Source organism: Lentzea kentuckyensis (assembly GCF_002150765.1).
In the GTDB taxonomy this organism is placed as follows: domain Bacteria; phylum Actinomycetota; class Actinomycetes; order Mycobacteriales; family Pseudonocardiaceae; genus Lentzea; species Lentzea kentuckyensis.
The window spans coordinates 1-22025 of the sequence record NZ_MUYM01000110.1; the positions used below are offsets into that span (position 1 = coordinate 1).

At 65.2% G+C, this 22025-nt stretch carries 18 protein-coding genes and 1 tRNA gene; 8 read left to right on the plus strand and 11 right to left on the minus strand.

The window, feature by feature from the left end; genetic code table 11:
- On the minus strand, positions 1-1539 hold a 1539-nt coding region (locus tag B0F77_RS39235), incomplete at its 3' end, for a helicase-related protein (RefSeq protein WP_143467153.1).
- 42 nt (positions 1540-1581) lie between these two features.
- Here B0F77_RS39235 and B0F77_RS39240 point away from each other — a divergent pair.
- Genes B0F77_RS39240 through B0F77_RS39250 form a run of 3 tightly spaced genes read left to right on the plus strand, consistent with a single transcriptional unit; the run spans position 1582 to position 4560 of the window.
- On the plus strand, positions 1582-2391 hold the full coding sequence (locus B0F77_RS39240; protein WP_086668134.1) for a GNAT family N-acetyltransferase: 810 nt from the start codon (positions 1582-1584) through the stop codon (positions 2389-2391).
- 50 nt (positions 2392-2441) lie between these two features.
- Positions 2442-3728, plus strand: a complete 1287-nt coding sequence (locus B0F77_RS39245; RefSeq protein ID WP_211294265.1) for an MFS transporter — start codon at positions 2442-2444, stop codon at positions 3726-3728.
- Positions 3729-3774: 46 nt separating this feature from the next.
- A complete protein-coding gene (locus B0F77_RS39250; protein ID WP_086668136.1) occupies positions 3775-4560 on the plus strand; it encodes a DsbA family protein in 786 nt (261 codons plus the stop codon).
- Here the strand turns inward: B0F77_RS39250 and B0F77_RS39255 are convergent.
- Positions 4553-5791, minus strand: coding sequence for a phenylacetate--CoA ligase family protein (locus B0F77_RS39255; protein WP_245849248.1), 1239 nt, complete (start codon positions 5789-5791; stop codon positions 4553-4555). The genes B0F77_RS39250 and B0F77_RS39255 overlap by 8 nt on opposite strands.
- A 123-nt stretch (positions 5792-5914) precedes the next feature.
- Between B0F77_RS39255 and B0F77_RS39260 the strand changes: the two genes are divergently transcribed.
- Positions 5915-5987, plus strand: a tRNA-Ala gene (locus B0F77_RS39260).
- 388 nt (positions 5988-6375) lie between these two features.
- Here the strand turns inward: B0F77_RS39260 and B0F77_RS39265 are convergent.
- The 3 genes from B0F77_RS39265 to B0F77_RS39280 all read right to left on the minus strand — a co-directional run bounded on the left by B0F77_RS39265 (position 6376) and on the right by B0F77_RS39280 (position 12913).
- Positions 6376-7674: a S1 RNA-binding domain-containing protein gene (locus tag B0F77_RS39265; RefSeq protein WP_086668137.1), complete on the minus strand. Its 1299-nt coding sequence runs from the start codon at positions 7672-7674 to the stop codon at positions 6376-6378.
- A gap of 336 nt (positions 7675-8010) precedes the next feature.
- On the minus strand, positions 8011-11805 hold the full coding sequence (locus B0F77_RS39270; protein ID WP_158102948.1) for a DEAD/DEAH box helicase: 3795 nt from the start codon (positions 11803-11805) through the stop codon (positions 8011-8013).
- Between the two features lie 460 nt (positions 11806-12265).
- Positions 12266-12913, minus strand: coding sequence for a uracil-DNA glycosylase (locus B0F77_RS39280; protein WP_086668140.1), 648 nt, complete (start codon positions 12911-12913; stop codon positions 12266-12268).
- A 261-nt stretch (positions 12914-13174) separates the two neighbouring features.
- Here B0F77_RS39280 and B0F77_RS47425 point away from each other — a divergent pair, with 261 nt between their 5' ends.
- The 4 genes from B0F77_RS47425 (at position 13175) to B0F77_RS39300 (ending at position 16305) form a co-directional block, all read left to right on the plus strand.
- Positions 13175-13834, plus strand: coding sequence for an 8-oxoguanine DNA glycosylase OGG fold protein (locus tag B0F77_RS47425; RefSeq protein WP_143467155.1), 660 nt, complete (start codon positions 13175-13177; stop codon positions 13832-13834).
- Complete coding sequence (locus B0F77_RS39290) at positions 13831-14391, plus strand: zinc ribbon domain-containing protein (protein ID WP_086668142.1); 561 nt, start codon at positions 13831-13833, stop codon at positions 14389-14391. The genes B0F77_RS47425 and B0F77_RS39290 overlap by 4 nt, the downstream gene beginning before the upstream one ends.
- A 59-nt stretch (positions 14392-14450) precedes the next feature.
- On the plus strand, positions 14451-14963 hold the full coding sequence (locus B0F77_RS39295; RefSeq protein WP_086668143.1) for a hypothetical protein: 513 nt from the start codon (positions 14451-14453) through the stop codon (positions 14961-14963).
- 688 nt (positions 14964-15651) lie between these two features.
- Positions 15652-16305, plus strand: coding sequence for a hypothetical protein (locus B0F77_RS39300; RefSeq protein ID WP_086668144.1), 654 nt, complete (start codon positions 15652-15654; stop codon positions 16303-16305).
- 35 nt (positions 16306-16340) lie between these two features.
- Here the strand turns inward: B0F77_RS39300 and B0F77_RS39305 are convergent, their stop codons facing one another.
- From B0F77_RS39305 to B0F77_RS39330, 6 genes are all read right to left on the minus strand, one after another.
- Positions 16341-17303 (minus strand): hypothetical protein, encoded by a 963-nt coding sequence (locus tag B0F77_RS39305; RefSeq protein ID WP_086668145.1) that lies wholly within the window; start codon positions 17301-17303, stop codon positions 16341-16343.
- Positions 17304-17478: 175 nt separating this feature from the next.
- Entirely contained in the window at positions 17479-18651 is a 1173-nt protein-coding gene (locus tag B0F77_RS39310) for a tyrosine-type recombinase/integrase (protein ID WP_086668146.1), read from the minus strand.
- Between the two features lie 133 nt (positions 18652-18784).
- Entirely contained in the window at positions 18785-19039 is a 255-nt protein-coding gene (locus tag B0F77_RS39315; protein ID WP_143467156.1) for a helix-turn-helix domain-containing protein, read from the minus strand.
- Positions 19040-19139: 100 nt separating this feature from the next.
- Positions 19140-20189, minus strand: coding sequence for a DNA cytosine methyltransferase (locus B0F77_RS39320; RefSeq protein WP_245849250.1), 1050 nt, complete (start codon positions 20187-20189; stop codon positions 19140-19142).
- A complete protein-coding gene (locus tag B0F77_RS39325; RefSeq protein WP_086668147.1) occupies positions 20186-21124 on the minus strand; it encodes a TRM11 family SAM-dependent methyltransferase in 939 nt (312 codons plus the stop codon). The genes B0F77_RS39320 and B0F77_RS39325 overlap by 4 nt, the downstream gene beginning before the upstream one ends.
- The coding region (locus B0F77_RS39330; protein WP_342746890.1) for a hypothetical protein at positions 21121-22025 on the minus strand (905 nt) is incomplete at its 5' end. The genes B0F77_RS39330 and B0F77_RS39325, both read right to left, overlap by 4 nt.

Here is a 22025-nt window from a genome sequence, read left to right on the forward strand (position 1 = left end):
GGCGATCGCGATCGCCAGCCACTTGTTGTGCGAGTCGGTGTGCTCGACGGCCGTGCCGTTGGCCATCAGGTACACGTTGCTGTTCTTGGACCGGCGTTTCGCCAGCCGTTCCGGGTAGGCGAGCGCGACGACGAGCGCCGGGTCGCCGTTGCCCGCCGGGTTGCTGCCGAGCTTCTCCAGCTTCTTGGCTTCCTTGCGCCACTTGCCGGGGGCCTTCAGCGCGGTGGCGAGGTCGCTCGTGCTGGTGTGCGTGCTGTCGTCGAGCAGTGCCACGACTTCGGCGGCGGTCCGGTTGCCGGCGAGTGCGCTGCCGTCGATGAGCGCGCGGCCGAGCCGGGGGTGCAGGCCGACGCTCGCGATGCGGTCGCGGCGGTCCGGTTCGAGCGCGCCGATGGCGTCGAGGGTTTCCTGGGCTGCCTTCAGCGCGCCCTCTGGCGGGGCGTCCCACCAGTTCAGGCCGGTGCCGTCCGGGGTGCCCCAGACCGCGAGTTCGAGGGCGAGCCTGGTCAGGTCGGCTGTTTTGATCTCGGGTTCCGGGTAACGGGGGAGCGTCGAGTGCTCGTGCTCCGGCCAGCAGCGGTAGACGCGGCCCGGGGCTTCGCGTCCGGCTCGTCCGGCGCGTTGTTCGGCCACGGCTTGGGAGACGCGGATCGTGGCGAGTCCGGCGAGGCCCCTGCGGTGGTCGACCCTGGGAACGCGGGCCAGGCCGGCATCGACGACCGCGCGGACGCCGGGGACGGTGAGGCTGGACTCGGCGATGCTGGTGGCGAGCACGACTCGTTGGTGCTGGCCGGGTTTGAGGGCGGCGTCCTGGGTCTGGGCGTTGAGCTGGCCGTGCAGGATCACGGTTTCCGCGTTGAGCAGCCGCGCCGTGCGGTTGATCTCCTTGACGCCCGGCAGGAACGCGAGCACGTCGCCGTCCACTTCGGACAGCGCCTTGTTGATGGCCCTGGCGACCGTGTTCTCGATGTGCTCGTTGCGTGCGGGTGGGACGTAGGTGATCGCCGTCGGGTACATGCGCGACTCGGTGTGCAGGACCGGTGCGTTCAGCAGGTCGGAGAGTCGTTGTGCGGCAACGGTTGCGGACGTCGCCAGGAGTTTCAGGTCCGGGCGCAGGCCTGCCTTGGCGTCCAGGAGGAGCGTGAGGAGCAGGTCGGCGTCGAGGTGGCGTTCGTGACACTCGTCGAGCAGGACGGTGCCGACGCCCTTGAGCTCCTGGTCGTGCTGGAGCCTGCGGACGAGAAGACCGCTGGTCACGACCTCGATGCGGGTGTGCCTGCTGGTCTTGCGGTCGCCCCTGACCGAGTAGCCGACGGTGTGGCCCACGGGTTCGCCGAGCAGGCTCGCCATGCGCGCGGCGGCGGCCCTGGCGGCGATCCTCCGCGGTTCGGCGACCACGACCCTGCCGGGCAGGGCCAGCGGGACGAGCGTCGTCTTGCCGGTGCCTGGAGGTGCGACGAGCACCGCCGCGCCGTGGTCCTCGAGGGTCTTGAGGAGCTCGGGCAGAACGGACTTCACCGGGAGATCGGGCAGGTGCACGTCGATGAGTGTGTCAGGGTGGAGATATGAGGATGATCGGCCTTGGTTGACCCGTTGCGCGATCCGGACGACCCGGAGCTGCTGGACCCGTACCAGTCGCGGTCGTTGGCGATCCTGGTGGAAGGGGCGCGGCTCGCGTCCGGCGCGGTGCGGTACGGGAAGGTCGGCAAGGTCGGTTCCGCGGCCGTGGTGATCAACCGGGAGAACCCGCTGCCGTCCGGGAACTTCGGCTGCGCGCTGGACGGGTCGTCGGTCGAGGTCGCGTCGACGCTGCTGCAGCTGGAACACACGTTCGCCGCGGTGGGGCGGGCGGAGGCGGTGGTGTACGCGTCGCCGACGACCGTGGACGAGATCGAGGGGATCGCCGACGACTCCGGCTGGTACGCGGTCGAGGAGCTCCTGACCGTGGTGCACCGCGGGCCAGCCACGGTTGCCGAGGAGGTCCGGCCGGCCCGTGACTCGGACCTGCTGGGGATCGTCGAGCTGCTGTCGGACGAGCTGGTGGGAAACCGGGAGCGGCTGGGGCGGTGGCTCGGGCATCGGTTGGACGACCCGCGTTGTCTGGTGATGGTGGTGGACGACGGCGACCGGATCGGCGGGTTCGTGTCGGGGTTCGCTGAACGCGGCGTGGGCCTGGTCGAGCAGTGCGTGGTGCGTCCGGCGCGTCGTCGTCGTGGCGTTGGACGGTCGTTGGTGGTGTCTGCTGCTGCGACGTTGCGTTCCAGCGGGGCGATGCTGATCGCGTCGCAGGTGGACGAGGGTCCGGGGGAGCGGTTCGCCGAGGCGTGCGGCTTCGTGGCGGCGTATCCGGTAACGGCATATGTACGCAGAGTGGATGAGCTGCTCGACTGAGTTACTTAGTTGCCGCGTGACATATCCTTAGCAGGGCTAAGGGAGGCTGTGTGCGCGAGCGGTTACCGGTCGAGGTGTGGGTTCTGGTCGCGGCGAGCTTCATCATCGCCGTGGGGTTCGGGATCGTGGCGCCAGTGCTGCCGGTGTTCGCGGCGGCGTTCGGCGTCGGGCACACCGCGGTGGCGGCGCTGATCAGTGTGTTCGCGCTGGTTCGGCTGGCGTTCGCGCCGGTCAGCGGCGTGCTGGTGAACAAGTTCGGTGAGCCGCGGGTCTACATCGTCGGCATCCTGATCGTGGCGTTCGGCACGGCCATGGCCGGGTTCTCCGGCAGCTACGTCGAGATGGTGCTGTGGCGTGCGCTGGCCGGTGTCGGGTCGACGATGTTCACGGTCGCCGCGCTCGGGCTGTTGATCCGGATCACCCCGGCGCCGATGCGCGGCCGCGCATCCGGGCTGTGGGCTGCGGGTTTCCTGATCGGCAACATCGCGGGTCCGATCGTGGGTGCTGTTCTGGTGCCTCTCGGGCTCTGGGTGCCGTTCGTGTCGTACGGCGCGTTGCTGTGCCTCGCCGCGTTCGTGGTCTGGGTCTTCTTGCGGCGTTCGGAGCTGGCCGCGCTGGACAAGTCCAACGGCGAAGGCCACATGCCGGTGGTCGAGGCGCTGCGGCACCGCGCCTATCACGCCGCGCTGGCGTCCGGGTTCGCCAACGGCTGGGCCGTGTTCGGCGTGCGCATCTCGTTGGTGCCGGTGTTCGTGGTCGAGGCGCTGAAGCAGAGCCCGACCCTGGCCGGCCTGTCGATGTCGGTGTTCGCGGCCGGCAACGCGGCGATGCTGTTCCTGTCCGGCAAGGTCGCGGACACGTGGGGCCGCAAGCCGGTCGCCATCGCCGGTCTGGTGATCAGCGGCCTCGCCACGATCTGGATGGGCTTCACCGGCGGCGTCTGGGACTTCATGGCCGCCTCGATCGTCGCGGGCATGGGCGCGGGCCTGCTGAACCCGCCGCAGAACGCCGTCGTGGCCGACGTGATCGGCGCCCGCGGCAAGGGCGGTCCGGTGCTCGCCGGGTTCCAGATGGTGACCGACCTGGGCGCCATCATCGGCCCGATCTCCGCGGGCGTGCTCGCCGACGCGTTCGGTTTCGAAGCGTCGTTCGCCGTCACCGGTGCCGCGCTGCTGCTGGCCGTCGGCTTCTGGTTCCTCGCCCCCGAGACCCTGCCCACACACGAGGAGGAACACACGGCCTCCTCCGTCGCGCCGGAGTGCGGCTGCCTCGGCGAAAGCGCCGAGGTCCCGACCGGCGAACGCGTGGGCGGCAAGCCACGCCACCCAGAAGCGTGATTGGGTACTCAGCTTTCTTTTAGTTTGGGTCGCTACCCTCGTCGCCGTGGGTGGAGCAGAGCGCAGTGCGCGGAAGAAGAAGCAGGCCGCGCGTGCGGTGACCCAAGCCAGGGGCGCGGGCGGTTCGGACCGGACCAAGGTGATCGCCGGCATCGCCGTAGTGGCCGTGCTGGCCATCGCGGTGATCGGCTACGTCGTGTTCCAGCAGATGAAGCCGTCCACCACCGGCACGCAGGCGATCCCCCTCGCCCCCGCCGACCACACGATCTCGGCGCCCGCCGTCCGCGACGGCAGCACCATCCTGGTCGGCAAGGACACCGCCACGGTCACGGTGGACGTGTACGAGGACTTCCTCTGCCCGATCTGCGGCACGTTCGAGAAGACCTACGGCTCCTCGATCAAGCAGGCCGTCGAGGACGGCAAGGTGAAGATCCGCTACAACATCCTGCCGATGCTGAACCGCCTCTCCAAGCCAGAGGGCTACTCGACCGAGTCGGCCAACGCCGCCCTGTGCGTGGCCGACGACGGCAAGTTCAACGCCTTCCACGCGGCGCTGTTCAACTCGCAGCCAGAGGAAGGCGACGCCGGTTACACCAAGGACCAGCTCATCAAGCTGGGCAAGGAAGTCGGCGTCACGTCGGCCTCCTTCGAGTCGTGCGTGCAGAACCAGACCTACAAGTCGCAGCTGGACGAGCTGATGACGAAGACCAGCAACGACCCGGTCCTGAAGGACGCCGAGACGGGCCGCTTCCGCGGCACGCCCAGCGTCGCTTCCGGTGGCAAACTCGTCGACCTGGACAACAAGAACTGGCTCTCCGACCTGACTAAGTAAGTCCGTCGATCGGCGCCTGGCCCTGGGTCCACCGGGCCAGGCGCTGTGCTTTCCCCTGTTCCGTGCGCGGCAGCTTGCCCGGTGCGAGCACGTGGACCTGGCACGTGATCCCGAGACGTTCCTTGAGCCTGTCCTTGAGCTGCGGCTCGATGTCCTGTGTGGACTCGACCGCCACGTGCAGCTGCGCCGTGGTGGTGCGGCGATCCTCGACGATCAGGTAGTGCGGACTGGCGAGGTCGAGCACGACCGCCTCGATCTCCGTCGGGAACACGTTGACACCCCGGATGACGAGCATGTCGTCCTTGCGCCCCTTGAGCTTGCTCATCCTCCTGAGCGTGCGTTGCCCTGCTGGTTCGTGGAGGCTGGCGATGTCGCCCGTGCGGTAGCGGAGCAGCGGCATGCCGGTCTTGGTGAGCGTGGTGAAGATGAGCTCGCCCTGATCGGTCTCCGGGTAGAAGTGGTCCTCCGCGATGTTGAGAAGCCCTTCGGAGTCAAGGGATTCACACGCCACACCAGGACCGATCACTTCGGACAGCCCGTAGATGTCCAGCGCCCTGATGTTCAGCCGCTGCTGGATCTCCTGCCGCATCTCCTCGGTCCACGGCTCGGCACCGAAGATGCCAACCTGGAGACTCGTTTGTTCGAGGTCCTCCGCGAGCCTCAACGCGTACGACGGCGTACAACAGAGGATGTCCGGCTCCAGATCCTCGATGAGCCGAACCTGCCGCTCCGTCATGCCGCCCGACATCGGGATGACAGTGGCCTTCAGCTTGAGGCCACCGTGGTGCACCCCGAGCCCGCCGGTGAAAAGCCCGTAGCCGTAAGCGTTGTGGATGATCGATCGCGTGGTCGCCCCGGCGCCCTTGAGGGCCCTGGCCATCACCTCGGCCCAGACCTCGATGTCGCCGGCGGTGTAGGGAATCAGCGTCGGCCTGCCACCAGTTCCGGACGATCCGTGCACGCACACGATGTCTTCCGCCGGCGCGATCCGCAGCCCGAACGGGTAGTGATCCCACAGGTCCTGCTTGGTGATCGTGGGCAGCAGATGGATCTCGTCGAGGCTGACATCTGTGCCGCGCGTCACTCCAAGATCCCTGAGTCGCGCGCCCTGGAGGTTGTCGGTGCTGAGGAGCCTGTCGACAAGCCCGCGCAGACGCTGTTCCTGCAGCTCGCGACGTGCCTCGGGGTCCATGCACTCGATCTTCGGGTCGAACGGCGCTCCGGCGGTCATCACCCGGTCCTACCAGGCCGAATGCGCTTTGGATACCCCCGATTTTTATCTCGTGGACCTCTTGATGTACGGTATTGCCACACGAGAACGACAGGGAAACCTGCCGGGAACGTGGACCTTCAAGGGGCTGTGGCGCAGCTGGTAGCGCATCACACTGGCAGTGTGAGGGTCAGGGGTTCGAGTCCCCTCAGCTCCACAATTTCATGCGATATGCGAATCGCCCGCTGACCTGCGTAAACAGGTTCGGCGGGCGATCTTCGTTTCTGGTCCACTTTGGACAGTGGGGCGCCAAGCCGGAGAAAATCCGGAGAACTGGTGTTGATCACCGCGAAACAGGGTCAGCGGATTCTCCAGGATCGGGTCGCCCGACCATGTGGTTGTTCACCACGATCTTCGAGTCCGCCGCTAACACGCGCCGCTGCCAGCGAACAGCAAGAGTGGGGGCGAACGCGTCGCCGCCGTACGCGCCGCAAGTCAGAAGATTCAGCAGCCGTAGTCGCCGTGTGGTGGTGGATGTGACCAGGGCTGCTCCAGAGAGATCTCCGGAGCAGCCCTGGGTTTGGGGTTTGACTACATGCTCACGGCTACGCGACCTGGTTGGTGTCCGTGTCCGGACCCAGTTCTGGGTCCGGAAGCTCGCGCAGCAGGACCTTGTCGTGGATCGCGTCCACCTTGATCACCTCGACGTAGATCTCTTCGCCGTCCTCAACATGACCGTTCGCCAGGTCGGTGTTGAGATCGTTGGACATGTCCTTGCAAAGCAGCATCGCCGGCCTCTCTCGTCCAGCCATCGTGAGGAGGACGAAGCCGCCGCGGCCGTTCTTCAGCGGCATTGCCTTCACAACCCGGCCGTAGGCGCGCGTGCCGACCGCGGGAAGGTCTGCATCGGACTTGGTGTGGCTCGAGGCAGCAGTCAGCACCTGGTTGAGCCGGAGGGAGACCTTCCTGTTCACCACATCGACGTCGACCACGCGCACCTCGACCTGTGACCCCGCGGGCGGGATCAGGCCAGAGATGGTCTTCACCGGCAAGAGCCCTTCGATGCCGAAGTTCATGGCGACGAATGGCCCGACCTTGTCGATTACCTTGGTGACTGTGCCGGTGAACACCATCCCGACCGGGAACGCCTTCTGCAGCGGCCGCCAGGGGTCGTCCTGGCCGGCGAGCTTGGTGTACTTCGCGATGTTGTGGGTGGTGTCCATCACGAACGCGCCGTCCACACGCTGGCCAACCTTGAACAGACGGCTCATGTCCTTGATGCGACGCGTGTAGTCGACGTCGAGGTTGGTCATCGCCACGGGCGGACGGTGTGGGTCGTCCATCTGCACCAGGACGTATTCCTTGTCGACTTGGATGACCGTGCCCGGCATAGTGTCGACCCGACCGGCACCTGGCAGCGGGTACAAGCCCTTCTCCTGGCTGGGTTCCTCGAGGGTCGCCTTGATCTGCTCGGTCAGCGACTTTTTCAGCTCCTCGACGTCCTCGTACTGCAAGCTGTACTTGAGCACGCGATGACCGCGATAGTCGGTTGGCACGTCCTCCAGGTTTTGCGTGATCATGATGATCTTCTTGCCGATCGCGAGAGCGAGCCCGAGTTCCAGGGTGACGTTGTGGTTCTTGCCCGTCAGGTCGAAGATCACGATTCCGGCCCGCTGGGTGGAGAGCCAGACCAGATCGATCATCCCGGTGGGGCCGTACACGGCGTCGAGTCGCTCAGCACGGATCCCCATCGTCTCGAGGATGCCAGCGATGATGGCGAAGACGGTGTCGAAGTTGCAGGTGGGACCGTCCACGCCGTTGAGCGGCTTGGTCCCGAAGGGCATGGCGACGAACACCATGTCCTTCTCCGGTTGGTGCGTACGCTCCAGTGCAGTGGTGACCACGATAGTTTCCTTTCGCTGGGCCAGGTCCCGCCGTCGCCTTCCCAGCAGACGGGGCCCGGCTCCTTCCGTTAGTGCCCGGTGGATGTGCCGGACACCATCGAGCCTGAGTGGAGCGCGGCTTCAGGTCGACCACGGGCCGGATGGAAGATTTCAGCGTCAGGGGCCTCGCGGGGTGAAGGTTTCAGGTCATACACTCCGGCCCGTTGGGCCGGTCTCGCCGTCGCCTTCCCAGCAGGCGAGACCGGCTCCTTCCGAGCTTGGGTTCACGCGGGGCACATTTTGGCCCCCGCGTTTCAGCACTTGTTGTCCGTCGGCGCGATGATTTCAGCGTGCGGGCTAGTCCGGGCTGTCAATCGGGTCCACGTCGCCGATGTCGGCCTGAACCTGCTCAGGACGTGGCATCGGCCGATCGCCGTACGGCGGCGGTGCCGCTCCCGGTTCCGTGCCCGCTGAGAGGTGTTCAACGGCGATCCGTGCCCAGTCCGCTTCGTCAGCGGTCTTCATGACCAGCCCGATGATTCGAGCTACTTCACGAGGTTCGACGAACCGCACTGCGGCTGGCTCGGTCTCGGCGATGATTGCTTGGGCGCGGTCGGACAACCCGCGCCAGCAGATCACGATCCCATCATCTGCGTTCGCAACGAGTTCGGCCGTGACCCTGTTGTCAGGTACCCGAACCTGCAGCACCGTGCCCGCCGCTGACCACACCTGGACGTCCTCAGAGTTCGCAACGTCGGTTCGAACACCAAGGCTGATCACCAGTGACCGCCATTCGCGGCGATACTCCACCACATCTTCGAGTTCGGCGAGTTGGTCAAGCCACTCGCCGAGATGTAGCGGATCTTCACCATTGGCTGGTTCCGGCAGTTCGACGCGACTGGCGTCTTCGTAGAGCAGGTGCCGGAGCTTGTGGCCGTCGCCTGAGCGCTCTTCCTCATAAACCCGCAGGACTCGGGCACGATCGTTCTCGCTGATGTGCTCCGGCGCGTCAAGCACGTCAGGGACGTCTTCCCATGAGGAGTCGTTGGACTGGCAGAGCGTGCAGATCTTGAGCAATCGTTCCCTGTGCAAGGTCAGGATGCGGAGGTTCGCGATCTTCACCAAAGCTGTAGGGACACCGGCCCCAACACTGGCGGCCAGCGCGCGAAGTCGAACCTGAGCCGCAGGTGAGAGGCTGGTGTCCACGACATCCGCTGACGCCGCCAGAACGCTGCTGAGCTGCTCCGCCATCTGGATGACGTCGGAAATGTAGAGTTTTAGGGTGGCCCTCTTTCGCTCTTGCTCGTTACGCCTCTTCTCGTCCGGAGTTGTTCCCAGGGGTATTCTCGGAGAAATGATGCCCCCAAGCCTCCTCTTGATCACCTGGAAGGACTCACCACGAGACCACTCGAACGCGATGATTGCGCGCAATAGTGCGTCCGCTTGCGCAAGTGTCATCTCACCTTGGTCGGCATCAATGGTCGCACCGAATTCCGAAGCGGGATCGATCGAGGCTGCCACCAGCAGCCTGTTGGTCCGCTGCGCATTTCGCCTTACGGCATGTTTGTCGTTTAGGTACCGGTCATTCTGTAGTCGATCGGCTAGTGGTGTCGCGTATACGTAGACGTACTCGCGAAGATTATCGGTAAGCTCAGAAAGCTTGTGTGGAACCCGAGGCACTGCGACCCATTTAATGGTTTCGTGCACGTATTCCGTGTTGGCCGCTTCGTAGAGCAACTCGATCGGCCCGGCGCCGCCGGTTGCGAGCCGGGCGATGCGTTGGAGTCGATCAGCCATCGAGTGCGGCAGCCCTGCGCGGCCTATTGCCCGTCCGAGCAGGGTCAGAGTGTAGAGATCGCGGCGGACGTTCCTGATCAGCTCTGAACTCTCCAGAAGTTCTAGTATGCGCTTGGGCTGAGGGAGTTGATCAGGGTCGTGGCCGACCTCCACCGCCCGTAGCGTCGCCTCAATCAACTTTTGAATCCTGGCAGACAGGCGGTCGCGAGGCTGTTCTCCGTCGTCCTGGCAGCAGAGGGCGATCAGGACGAACCGCGCCATGGCGGCATCGTCCTTAAGGTGTGATCTGATCTTCGTTGTCCGAGCCGGACTTGTTATGTATTCCCGAAAGACTTCGTGTGGCTTGAGTAGCCTTGCGACCTCGTCGGCAGATGGCGAAGCTCCTTCGAGGTCTTTTTCGGCGGGCGGTGTGATCAGGTAGAATGTTCCATGCCGCTTGGTCTTGCCAAGCCGGCCAGCGCGACCAGCTTTATTGTCCATCTCTGCAGGCGTCAGAATCGACTCCTGATCGCGCCCGACGTACCCGGTAATTCGCGTGGCTATCACCGTATCTGCTGGCAGGTTCATTCCGATGGCCAACGTGTCGGTTGCGACGATCACCCTGAGCAGTCCGTTCGGCTTCAGGAACTCGGCCTCGACCTGCTGCCTGATGTAGGGAAGGAACTGGGCGCTGTGTGGTGCAACGCCATTGTTCAGCCAGGTGATGAACTCGCCAGCGTATTCCATGCCCTGTTGCTCAAGTGTGCGCAACTCCTCGTAATTTCCGGTGTCGCAACTTTCGTCCTGGGCCGCATATCGACCACTTCTCCATGGGTCACGCTCTTCCGCTGGCGGGCGGGGGTCATCGTGGTCGAGCATTCGTGCCAGTGCGTCGACGAGCTTGGTCGCCGTAATGCGTGAACGGACGAATATGAGGATTTGTCTAGGGCGCTCATGCGACTGTGGCTCGCGAAGGATATCTCTAACGACCATGGCGGCAACCTTTTCTGGCACGCCAAGGCCGTCAAATGTTCTGGCTGGAAGATCTTTGATCGAGCAATAGTTGTGCGTTCGCAGATCAAAGGGTAGCTCACCCCTTCCGATTTGCCCTGCCAGGTGTGCATCCTTTTGAAAGTAATCAAGGTACTGCCCGTCCTGGCTGGGACGAGTAGCCAACACGTGGGCGTCCATGGCGACAGGTCGATCGATGGCTGGGGAGATGTTTTCGGGCAAGATATCCAGCCACTGAACGAGCGGATCTGCGGTGGCGGGACGAAGCGTCGCGGACAGGCCTACGATGGTCGGCCTGTGATCTTCAGGAATCTGCTTGACCAGTGTGAGCAGTGACTCCAGCTTAAATCCGCGCTCGCCGGCGTCACCCAGATACTGCAGCTCATCAACGACGAGGATGCGTGCGTTTGCTAGTGGTCGAGCGCCGGCAGCCAGATACGCGCCGATGATCTCGTAAATAGCGAGCGCTATTTGGAAGCGGCCGTTGGCTACTTTCCCATCATTTTCTGGGTAGTCGCGCGACGCAGGAAGAACTGACCAGCCGAGCTGAGAAGCTTCCATTAGCTTGGCCCACTCGTCCGCTTCTTGGGTCACAAGGGCTTTGAGTGGAAGCACCGCTACCGCAGAGCCACGCGGACCATGTGCGCCATGGGCCAGCAATGCTTGGGAGATTTTACTCTTTCCGGTTCCTGTGGGGGCTGCTATCAAGATCCCCTGCTTCGATGCGATTGCCTTAGGGATCTGGGTCAGTGCCCATCGCTGCATATCGTTGAGAGGATTGCCGTTCAGCTGGGCAATCATGGCTGCGGCCAAACGGGACGGCATTAGCTGCCATAAGAGTTCTTGATCTGGCCCGTCTGGGGCTGGTACGTCGAGCTCATCGACCACTCTGGCAAGCTCAAGCCAGACGGTATGAGCGAAGCTTTTTAGCCATGCCTGGACGTCGGGACTGGTTGCAAGGGAATTCCCCTTTTTTAGATCTGTCTGACGCACGTACCCGGACATCACTGACGGGCCTACCGGCTCTTTGAAGTACTGCGCCATGATCTGGTACGCCGGTGAGCCGCCGTAGTTCGAACCGGTCGCGTAATTCCGGTCCTTCGTCACCCCGTCAGAGGTAGTGACTTGATGTTTGGCTACCGAGCGCGCCCAGAAGTAGAAGGACAGTCGTGGAATTCGATCTTCACCGGTGATCTTCCGTTCAGGTTCTGGACTGTGCTGTTGCCAATCAGCTGTTGCGGTGCCGCGAATCGTCTCGTAGACGCGCTTTCCTGCCTCTCGCTGGTTGACCGGAGGCTGCAGGCTCGCTCGGTCCCAGAGTTCGTGTCTACCGAGCTTGGCATACCCATTGTCGGCCTCAGGCATGTCAATACCGGCTAGTGAGATGTCATAGACTGTCGACAGACAGTGAACTAGGCAACCAGCGAAAGGAAGCCACTCGTCAGCCGTGTTCCAATCCATGTAGCGCCTCCCTCGCCCGCTTGTCGAGGTATGTCGCGCCGAAGTCGTGTGGCGTTTCACGGCATTCGGGTGACCTGCTATGAGACGCGGGTAGATCTTGATTGCCAGACAGTTAGCCTCTGTCGTGCCGCCCGGTGCCTGATCGACCTGTCGCTGACTGGGCTAATGCGGAGGAGCATCAGGGAGTGGCGGGTGATTCTGAGCGTCTCGCCGCAGCGGATGCTGGCCTTACGTGCTGTTGCTGAGGGCATTCGCTCGTGACGCCGCCTGCGGTCTGGCCGACCCCCTCATCAGCGCCGAACCGGAGAAGATCTGGAGAGCTGGTGCTGTCACCGTTCGACATCTGGCAGCCAGTGTCTGAGCCTTACAAGGTGGAAGCGGGCCTGTTGTCAGCGGGACGTGCTGGCTGGGCAAGGTGTAGTGCGACTGTTCGCATAGTGGACTGGAAGCGTTCGGCGTTGCCAGCTACTGAATTGATTCCCCGGTTCGACGGATGTGGCCCGTGCAGCACGACGAGGTCGCTGCGGCAGATGCCGGTTCTGCGCCAGCCGTCCTCGGCTGCCCGGCCGAGCAGCGTCACCACCTCGAGGGCGGAAAGCAGGTCGAGTAGTTCTCTGGTGTACCGCGCTGCGCGGGTTCGCTCCGAGGGGCTGGACTGATCTTTCGCCGTAGGGAATGGGCAGACGTTCCAGTGCAGGCACTGGTCGCGGTCGATACGGAAAGTGCGATAGGCGGCGTGAGCACGTGCTGCGGAGGGGTCGTCGTTGTCGATGCTGAGCAGCCCGGAGCCGCCGGTCTCCAGCTTGGCGCGTGGACCTGGGCTGTCGAGCAGGAACAGCGCCCGCGCGCGGATGCCGCCGAACTCCGGGTCAGGGTAGGGCACGGTTCCTGGAGGAAGTTCTTCTGCCGCTGCGATCCGGTCGGCGAGGTCGACCAGCGGCGCGACGTGCTGCTCGTGCAGCCGGGCGTGTTTGGCAGCAATGATGGAGGGGTCAGTGTGTGCTTGTCTCACAAGGTCGCCTTCCTGTTGAGCTGGCGATGTCTGAGCTCCAGGCATGGTTCTGTGTTGCTCGCCACGAATGCGATCGTGCTGCCTCTTGGCAGGTCATCCCACATGCTTGGTCGTCCGTTACTGCAGGACGTTCCGAGGTACGCGTACATCAGCCGAGGTTCGCGATGTCGCCGGAACCCGTTGCGGTCGTTGTCCAGCGGTACTGGCCAAGGTCGCACGCGGTAACGGCAGCATGGGCGTGGCGATGCATGCGGTATGCCGATGACCGACCTGGGGACGTTGGCGCTGCCCGCCTGGGCGGTCCCCGCACGGCCTCGCCGAGCGGCTATCGATGAACACGTCATCCACATCAAGGGAGAGTGGTGGCGCGACGCGGTCAGCCCACGGAGTTTGCCCGGTACGCCACCAGCCGGGCCGACCATTACTCGCGCCGAGGTGTGGGCGGCTGAATCCCTAGATGTATTCACCCTGCTGTGGCGGACCTTAGCGTGGGGATCGGGCAGGTACTTGCGACAGAACGCACGTCGGCTGGACGCTATTGCCGCCGACGTGCCGCGAGTAGAGGATCTCCTCAGCAGAGCCGCAGTGGAGTCCGGACGCGACCCTGCCGCCGCGTACGCACTGCTTCGGCCTAAGCGACGCAACGAGATTCGGTGGCTGGGTCCGTCGTTCTTCACGAAGTTTCTGTACTTCGCCAGCGGCGGCGCACCAGGCCATCCGTGCCTCATTCTCGACCGCGTCGTGGCGACCAGGCTGCGCGAGCGGTGCGGTTGGACATCGCTGCACCGAACAGGTCCCTGGCCGGCGGAAACCTATGGGCGTTACTGCGACCTGCTCGCCCGCTGGGCCTACGACAACCAGTGCGCACCTGATGAGATCGAACGCACCCTCTTCGACGGCGAAACGAAGGAACAATCGTGATCATCACCTGTCCGAAGTGCTTCAGCGCTGATGACGTGCTGCCGCCGCGCAGGCTTCCGGATCGCTTGCTGCAGTACCGCTGTACCAACCAGGAGCATGGCGACCACGAATGGTTCACGACCCGCGAAGCCGTCCAGTCACCGAGTGAGGTGCAGGAGGGTGTGACCGACGAACTGCTCGAACCGCTCAACCGGTGTGTGGACGCCGGTGACCCCTTCGTCGAGTACGGCATCGTCGAGCACCGTCTGCGCACGCGATTCCCTGATCTGTTCGCCGCCCACGTTGCCGATCAAGGTCACTCGATGTTCGGCTCTCGTGCCTACACGGCGTCCAGTGTCCGTTTCGGTGTCGCTCTCGGCCGGCTGGAACGGATGGGCGAGCTGGTCAGCGAGTACGGACCAGCGACCGGCGCATGGCGCTACAACGGCCAGGTGACCTACTGGGCCCGAGCGACGCCATCAGACCGGAGCCGCAGGACGTGGGCTGAACACTGTGCGGAAATCGGTCGGCCCTCGGAGTGGACGGACGACGACCGCCGCGGCCTGCGTGCACCGTGAACCTCTTGACGTCGGGGACGTACAAAGTCGAGTCCACGCTGCGAGAGTAGGAAGACTTCGTGGTTCACACTGTTGAGCACGGCGGTTTTCTCTGGAAGGCCTTGCCGGGCGCGACTTCGACGGCGGAGGAGTTCCAGCGGGCCCGGAGCCTCATGATCCAACTCCACGAGGCGTCCTCGTGGAATCCGTGGGTCATGGAGGACCAGGCGGATGACTACGCCAAAGCGACGGACATATTCCACCAATGGACTCGCGCGGAGCCTGGGCATCGCTACTTGACCGACACCGAGCTCGATGCGAAGCGGGCGAGATTGGACGCGGAGTCCAAGCAGCGTTCGGCAGAGCAGGAAGCACAGCGACTAGCCAGGGTCGCCGACTTCGATGGTTCCCGTGAAAACGTGCGTCTCGCTCTGTTGGAGTGTGAAGCGCGGCTGCGTGAGCGAGAAAACCGCATATGGCCAGTTGGCTCGCAGGAGGACAGCAACGCGCTTGAGGCAAGGGCCGAAAGGCTTCGGGGCGACGTGGGAGACCCTGAAGCAGTCGTGGACAAGGGGGGGGCGGCTGCCCGCTGATCGTCGTGACATCCACCTCACCCTGTTCAAGATCTGGCGCGAGGGTGAAGTCAGACGCCTGAGGGGCTTGGTCAGTGAACAAGCTGCGGCGCTGTCGGCAGCGCCGCCCAAGAGTGCGGAGAGGTCCAAGATTCGAGGCGAGCTGGCCGCGTCGCAACGGGAGATGGAGAAGCTGCTTGCGATCCCTCCGTTGGTAGCTCAGGACATGTGCTCTGAATGCGTCAGGCCCGCGAGTCAACACGGCTACGTCTGGCAGAGCGGCGTGCGTGAGACCGTGCCGTGCCCTGCATGGCCAGACTGGGCGGCGCGGCTCAAGGAAGCCCGAGACATCCTGATGCGGGCCGCTGATTCCCGCAAAGAGTCCCCTGTTCCCCCGAAACCGAAGCCACTCGCCGTCGTCCCGTCCGGGCTGCCGATCGCTGAGGTGATCACGAAGCTCACCGATCTCCAGGGGCAATACCCAGACGCCGTCGTGCGCAGAGGGACAGCCAACAGGTGGGAACTTTGGCCACCCAAAACAGAAAAGTAATACTGTTGGGCTACCTGAGCACATCGGAGCCAGTGGCGTAGCCGGCCGTTGCGAGTCTGACCTTTGCTGGCGAGCCCTGCAAGGCTCCACTCCTGACGAAACGACACTCGAAGCATGTCAGGTGGTGATCTACTGCCGGAAGCCGAGCAGGACCCAGTCATGACTGAAGCCTGGGAGTGGGCACGATGTACGTCTGACGGGCAGGAGTTCCTGGAGGAGCTGCCTGCGCTTGCCCTCAAACTCCGGGCCGACTCGCGCTCCCTGTACGACTACTTCGGTCTCCGCCGCGAGTACGCGGTTGAGTTGATGGTCGCGCACGATGCCGGAGCGATTGAGCACGCCCTGCTGGACATAAGTCATGAGCTGCTGCTCTCAGACCGTGGCCGTCCAGCGGTCGTGGCCTGGCTGTCTGACTACTCCAAGCAGTTCGATGAGCTTGCGTGGCAACGACTTCGAGTCCCTGCCGGCGTGGCCGCGGGCGTGGTGACAGGTCGGCAGGCGGTTCGGGAGATAGCGGGCGGCGGTCGGCTGGAACCCTGGAAGGGCGGGTACGAGGCGGACTGGTTCGCCGTTGAGACGCTTCTCGATGAGGCTGAAGAACTGCATTGCGAGTTGTGGAGCCGCTTGACGGTTCAGGTCACGCTGAGCAGGACCTCGCGATGGCACCATGCACTGAGCCTGAACGAGTCGGCTGCTCGTCGCCGGCTTGAGCAGCACGCGCAGCAGTGGCCCAAGGTATGGGCGGAGGCCATGCCGTGGCTCCTGGCTGCCTGCAAGAACTCGGGCGGCTCGAATCGCCACCTCGAGCGGTAGGCGCACCTGGCGAGTGCACCTACCGCTTCCTTGGCTCAGCGTCGGAAGCCGCGGTTCGGATCGCGTTGTTCTTCCAGCGAGTAGAACCGTTCGAAGAGGTACTCCAGCTCACCTGGCGCGGCTGGATCGTGCTTCGAGGACAGGTAGCCGGAGTGGTCGGCGTCCTCGAACAGCACGTCGTAGAGGCTGTCGAAGTCGTAGTCGTACGGGGTCTCGGGGAGGCCCTCAGCGAATTCCGCAGTCATGTCGGCGTCGCTGTGCATGGCTTCGGCATCACTGATGAGCAGGTCCAGAGCGATCTGTTCGACCATGTCGTGAGGACGCGGGTCTGTGCCGTCGCGAAGGTCACCGACCAGGTCGTCGAACGCGCGTGCCACGCGGCGGAGGAACTCGGCCGACTGCTTGCGCATGATCGAGAGGACGAACTGAAGGTCGCCGGCGGACGTGTTGCCGCGGCTGACAGCTTCGGCGTAGTCGAAGTACTGGTCCGCGAGCACGGCGCCGGCCGCGGCGAGCAGTCGAGCCGTGCGGGGAGTTAGATCGGGCGGGATGCAGTCCTCACAACCGGCCTCCTCGCATAGTTCGCAGTTCTGACAGTCGTTCGCGCAGTCCTTGCAGAGGGTGCATTCGCCCGGCGTGCATGAGGTGGTCGGGAACAGCAGGATGCCGTCGATGGGCTCGCTGTAGACCTCGCGAGCCAGCGGCGGTCGGCCCCACTTCGCGACCCGGATGGGATCGATCGGCAGCTGGCGGACAGCGGCGACGACGCTGTCGGGCATGCCTGCCAGTGCGGCGTCGAGGCGTTCGGTGTGGTTGCGGCGGCCGAGCAGGCGGGAGTTGAGGGCGTCGGCCAGTCGGCGTGCGGCGGTGGCGTCGGCGACGGTGGCCAGGGCGTGGAGTTGGGTGTGGCCGGGGTGGCGGGTGATGGCCATGACGCGGTGCTTGCTGGCCGTGTGGTGCGGCAGGAATGCCTCGTAGAGCGGGTCGTCGAGCGACATGAGTTTCTCCGGTTAGCGCAAGGTCGAGCAGACCTGCCGCCGGGCGCGCACCGACGACAGGTCTGTCAACGAAAGTCAGGGTCCGCGCTGGTGGTCCGGGTGCTTCCGCAGACCCCGTGGCGCAAAGTCGACGCTAGCAGAGTTCATTCATGTCTGCACCGACGACGGCGACGGTTCACGCGGCGGTGCGCCAGTCGCTGGCCTCATGCTCGCGGAGTTCAGTGATCGCGTCGATCCATCGTTTCTGCAGGGCGATCATCAGTCGTTGTTCGACTTCGGCGGCGACGTGTGAGTAGGTCTCCTGGATCTTGTCGGGGAGTTTGTGGCCCAGTCGGCGAGACTGGGCGACCTCGGGGACGGCGTCGGCGATCATCCAGGTCTTGTGGCTGTGGCGCAGGCCTCGGAAGGTCAGACCAGGCTTGATCGGGTAGGTGCCGAGACCGGAGTTGCCGTCGGAAGCGGGGCGCATCGCACGGCGGGAGAAGTTGCTGCGCCGATGCAAGTCGCCGCCAGGAGTGATGAACACGTGCCGGTGATCGTGGGTGTCGAGGTGCTGGCGCAGCAGCGGAACCAGGAACTCCGGCAAGGTGACAGTGCGCGCCGACTGCGGTGTCTTGGGCGGGCCGAGCCAGAGCTTGCCGGAGGCGGACTCGTGCAGGCTGCCGAAGTTGGGGTCGATGACGAAACAAGCGTCGTCAAGATGCAGGTTCTGCCGCTGCAAGCCGACGAGTTCGCCCCAGCGGGCGCCGGTCCATCCGCCGGTGAGGATGAGCATGCCGCCAGCGGGGCCGTAGCAGGTAGCTGCCTGGTCGGCGACGCGGATGACCTCCCCCGGCATCGCCCAGATCTGCTCGGTGGCCTGCCGGTGTCGGCGAGCTCGCCCGCGTCGCCGGGGCCTGATCGGGTTGGCGGGGATGAGTTTCTCGTCGTGGGCGTCGGACAGGATGAAGGAGAGCAGTTTGAGGGTGTCGGACACGGTCACGTCGGCGAGACCGTCCTGGCGCAGGGTCTTGGCCCAGGCATGTGCGGCGGCGTTCTTGATGTCGGCCAACGGGGTGGTGCCCCATCGGGGCAGGATGCGGGCGCGGAGTTTGCTGCGGTAGTTCTCCTCGGTGCGCAGGTCCACGTCGAGGGCATCAAGCCAGGTCTTGGCCCATTCGGCCAGGGTCGTGGTCTGACCGGGGTTCAGCTCGGTCTTCGAGGCGTCGCGTTGGTCTGACTCGAGGTCTTCCGCTGCGTTGTCGGCGGCGGTTTTCGTGGTGAAGCCGGTGAGGGAGCCGATGGTGCCGTCGTCGTTGAAGTAGCGCACCCGCCAGCTCTGCTTGCCTGACTTTTCTACCCAGGCCATCTCGTCCTCCGGTTGGTCGTGTGGGGGTCACGGATGTGACGGATGCATGGACGCTTCGATCCGTTCAGAGGGCAAGCGTTGCGGCACAAGAACCTTGGTTTGTCCGCAGTGGACCCCGGCGAATGACGGGTGCTCAGCGCTTTCGCGTGCGTCGGTGTGCGGAGATTGGCTGGGAACCGGTCGCGATGATCTGCTGGATGTCGGCGTCGGAGAACCGAAGGTGCTTGCCGAGGAAGGTGCACGGGATTCGTCGTTGCCCAGCCTGGCGACGTAACCATGACTCTCGGACGGTCAGGATGTCCGCGGCCTCAGCGGGGGTGTACAGCCGCGACGGCACGTCATGCCGGGGCGCCGCTGCGGGTGTCTCGTTCACAGTGGACTTGCGCATCGGGGCACCTCCACTTGCCGGCCACGGCGATGTGCCGACGTTCGTTCGCTGGGGCGATAGGGAACGGTCAGCCAACACGCTGATCGATGCGGAGGAGCGGTCACGACACGTCCTCCGCGTTCGGGATATGCCTGACGAACTCTTGGAGGTCGGCCAGCAGGAGGGACACTGCGAGAGTGGCCTGTTGTGGCACGACTCCGTTACCGAGAACCTTCAGTTGCGCCCTGCGGCTGAGTGCGAGGTCGGTGACCCAGCCGCGCGGCAGGCCCATCATGTGTTCGACGAGCGGGGGCGCGAGGACCGGTCGTCCGTGGCGTCCAGGCTGGGTGGGGAATGGCGCTGGCCGACCGAGTGTGGCTTCCCACTGGGCGATCGCGGTGGCGTAGTCGCCCCAGTCGACTGTGGCGGACGGCAGGTACCACGTGTCGTTGTGCGTGGCTGCTGACGGTGTAGACGGACCGCCGCTGAGCGCGGATCGGCCGCGGTCGGTGTGGACAAGAGCGGTACGGCGCTGAGCACGTCGGCCAGGTTCACCTGATGCCCACCGGCGCGCCGCTGCTGCGGGAGCGTTGCACCGCGCGGGTCGCCGTCGCGTGCCATCGGGGTGGGCAACAACGGCGCCTTGTTGTGGCCATCCGAGCAAGAAAACTCTCTCGCGGCGGTGCGGCGCCCCGACGTCGGCGGCGCGGACGCTACGCCAGAGCGCGTCATACCCTGCGGCGGCCAGGTCCGCGAGTACGCGGTCGAGTCCGCCGTTGCGCCAGCGCAATGCGGCCACGTTCTCCACGACAACGAGCTGTGGACGTAGTAGGCGAAGGGCGGCCACGATGCTGGTCCACAGTCCACTGCGTTGCCCCTTCTTGATACCGGCGCGGCGGCCGGCGGCGGAGATGTCCTGACACGGGAACCCGGCGGTGACGATGTCCACAGTGGGCACAGCGGACCAGTTGACGGTGCGGAGGTCTCCGAGGTTCGGCGCGCTTGGCATGCGGGCGTCGAGAAGTGTGGTGACGTGCGGGTCGTTGTCGGCGCACCAGGTGACCCTGCCGCCGCCGAATGCGGCCAAGACACCGAGATCGAGCCCGCCGTATCCGGTGCACATCGAGCCGATCGACGGTCCTGGCGTCGCCGCAACGTACAGCGGCGTCACGTTGTTTGCCCGTACGATGTCGAGCGTTCGTCCGAGTCCGTAGTGGACTGAACACGCTTCCGATCTGTTGATGCCGCAGGGTTCAGCGGCGTCCGGAACACCAGCACGTCCTCGTGGCTGATGAGATGCAGCGGCAGGCCGGCGCGACGTTGTTTGGCGATGAAGTCGCGTTGGAAGAAGCTGCCGCGGGGGACGAGGTCGTGGTCGGCGACGCGGGCGAGCAGGGCGACACAGCGTTCGACCGGGATGAGTCCGGCGTGTTCGCCGCAGGCGAGGATCTGGGAGGGCAGGTCGATCAGTTCGGCGTGTTCGCGCCAGGGCCGGATGGTGATGGCGATGTGGCCGCCTGGGCGAAGGTAGGTGGCACAGCCGGTGAGGATGCGGGTGAACCCGGCGAGCAGGCGGTGGTGGCCGATGTTGGCGAGGTTGCCGCGGTCGAGAGTGTTGCCGTAGAGGTGGTGGTACTTGTGCACGCCGCCGGCTCCGGTAACGACCTGGCCGTGAGTGGACGGCCCGTACGGGGGCGACGTCACCACAAGCGCGGCCTGTCCGAGATAGCGCTGCGGCAGCACCGACGACAGGTGCCGGGCATCGCCGCCGAACACGTGCCCCTCGGTCTGCACGCCGGCGTTGCGGGCGAGCTCTAGGTTGGTCTCTGCGACCTGCACCCAGTGCGGTTCGTACTCGACACCTATCGCGTGGCGGCCGAGGTGCACGGCCTCGACGAGGGTGGTGCCGATGCCGCACATCGGGTCGAGCACGAGGTCGCCGGGCTGGGTGTAGTGAGTGATGGCGTGCCGGGCGACGTCGGGCAGCATCTTTGCCGGATGCGCGGTGGACTCAGGCGTGTAGTGGCCCTTGCGTTGGGTAGCTGGTGCGGTCTGCGCGGTCGCCCACACCGACAACGCGGAACGGGTTTCGGTCTCGTGATTCATCGGATGACCCCGTTCTCGAGTACGGCAGTGGAGACGGACAGCGGTAGTGGCTCGTGATCACGCGGCTGCCCGAACACGAGCAGGTCCGAGTGCGCGATTCGGTGCGGGGCGGGCAGACCGCGTACCGCGGCGCGATGCCGTTCTCGACCGGCGCGGTCGATCTCGGGCTGGTCGGCGGTGACGGCGAACTGGCCGTCGCGCACAGGGGAGTGGACGGCGACGATGTGCTGCAGGTAGAGCAGGTCGGCGGCCTGTGCGGCGGCCACGATCGGCCCGGTGGGATCGACCAGCCGACCACCGGCGCGGTGACAGTGGGTGAGCACGACGAGGATGCCGCCGGTGCGCAGCAGACGTGCAGCAAGCAGGGCGACGTGGTCACGCAGGCCGTGGGAGAGTCGCTCGGGCGGCAGGCTGACGATGACCAGATCCGCAGTCGCGGGCACGTCTGTTTCAGGCTGGCTACACAGATCCACGGGTGACTCGGCGACGCCATCCGGACGCGGCTGCGGGTCGCCGATGAGGTCCGCCCAGAACGGTGTCGAGCCATGTCCTGTTGCCGTCTCGCGGGGCTCGATGTGGATCACTTGGATGTCGCGGCCGAGCGCGCGGACGGCATCGGTGGCGGCAGCGAGCGCGCGGTCGTCCTCGGTCTGCGGCCGGGCGACTGGCACCTGGCCGACCAACCCGACCGCTTCCGGCGGCGCGGGGTGGGCCAGGAACACCACTCGTGCGCTGGGAGTGGTGAAGGAGGTGACCGCCTTCTCGACGACTGGCGCTGGCCAGGTCGTGGCAGGGTCGGTGGCTGGGTGCCCGCACACCCATACCGTGGCCGGAGTCGGCGGTCCGCTGCGGCGCTCGGCGGTAGCGGCGCCACGGCGCCGGGTGGCCGGGCGGGTGGGGG

Coding starts and splice junctions, on each gene's coding strand:
- B0F77_RS39270 (WP_158102948.1), bottom strand. CDS start 11,805: ATGCCTGAGGCCGACAATGGGTATGCCAAGCTCGGTAGACACGAACTC.
- B0F77_RS39305 (WP_086668145.1), bottom strand. CDS start 17,303: ATGTCGCTCGACGACCCGCTCTACGAGGCATTCCTGCCGCACCACACG.
- B0F77_RS39315 (WP_143467156.1), bottom strand. CDS start 19,039: ATGCGCAAGTCCACTGTGAACGAGACACCCGCAGCGGCGCCCCGGCAT.
- B0F77_RS39255 (WP_245849248.1), bottom strand. CDS start 5,791: ATGACCGCCGGAGCGCCGTTCGACCCGAAGATCGAGTGCATGGACCCC.
- B0F77_RS47425 (WP_143467155.1), top strand. CDS start 13,175: ATGACCGACCTGGGGACGTTGGCGCTGCCCGCCTGGGCGGTCCCCGCA.
- B0F77_RS39310 (WP_086668146.1), bottom strand. CDS start 18,651: ATGGCCTGGGTAGAAAAGTCAGGCAAGCAGAGCTGGCGGGTGCGCTAC.
- B0F77_RS39325 (WP_086668147.1), bottom strand. CDS start 21,124: ATGAATCACGAGACCGAAACCCGTTCCGCGTTGTCGGTGTGGGCGACC.
- B0F77_RS39300 (WP_086668144.1), top strand. CDS start 15,652: ATGACTGAAGCCTGGGAGTGGGCACGATGTACGTCTGACGGGCAGGAG.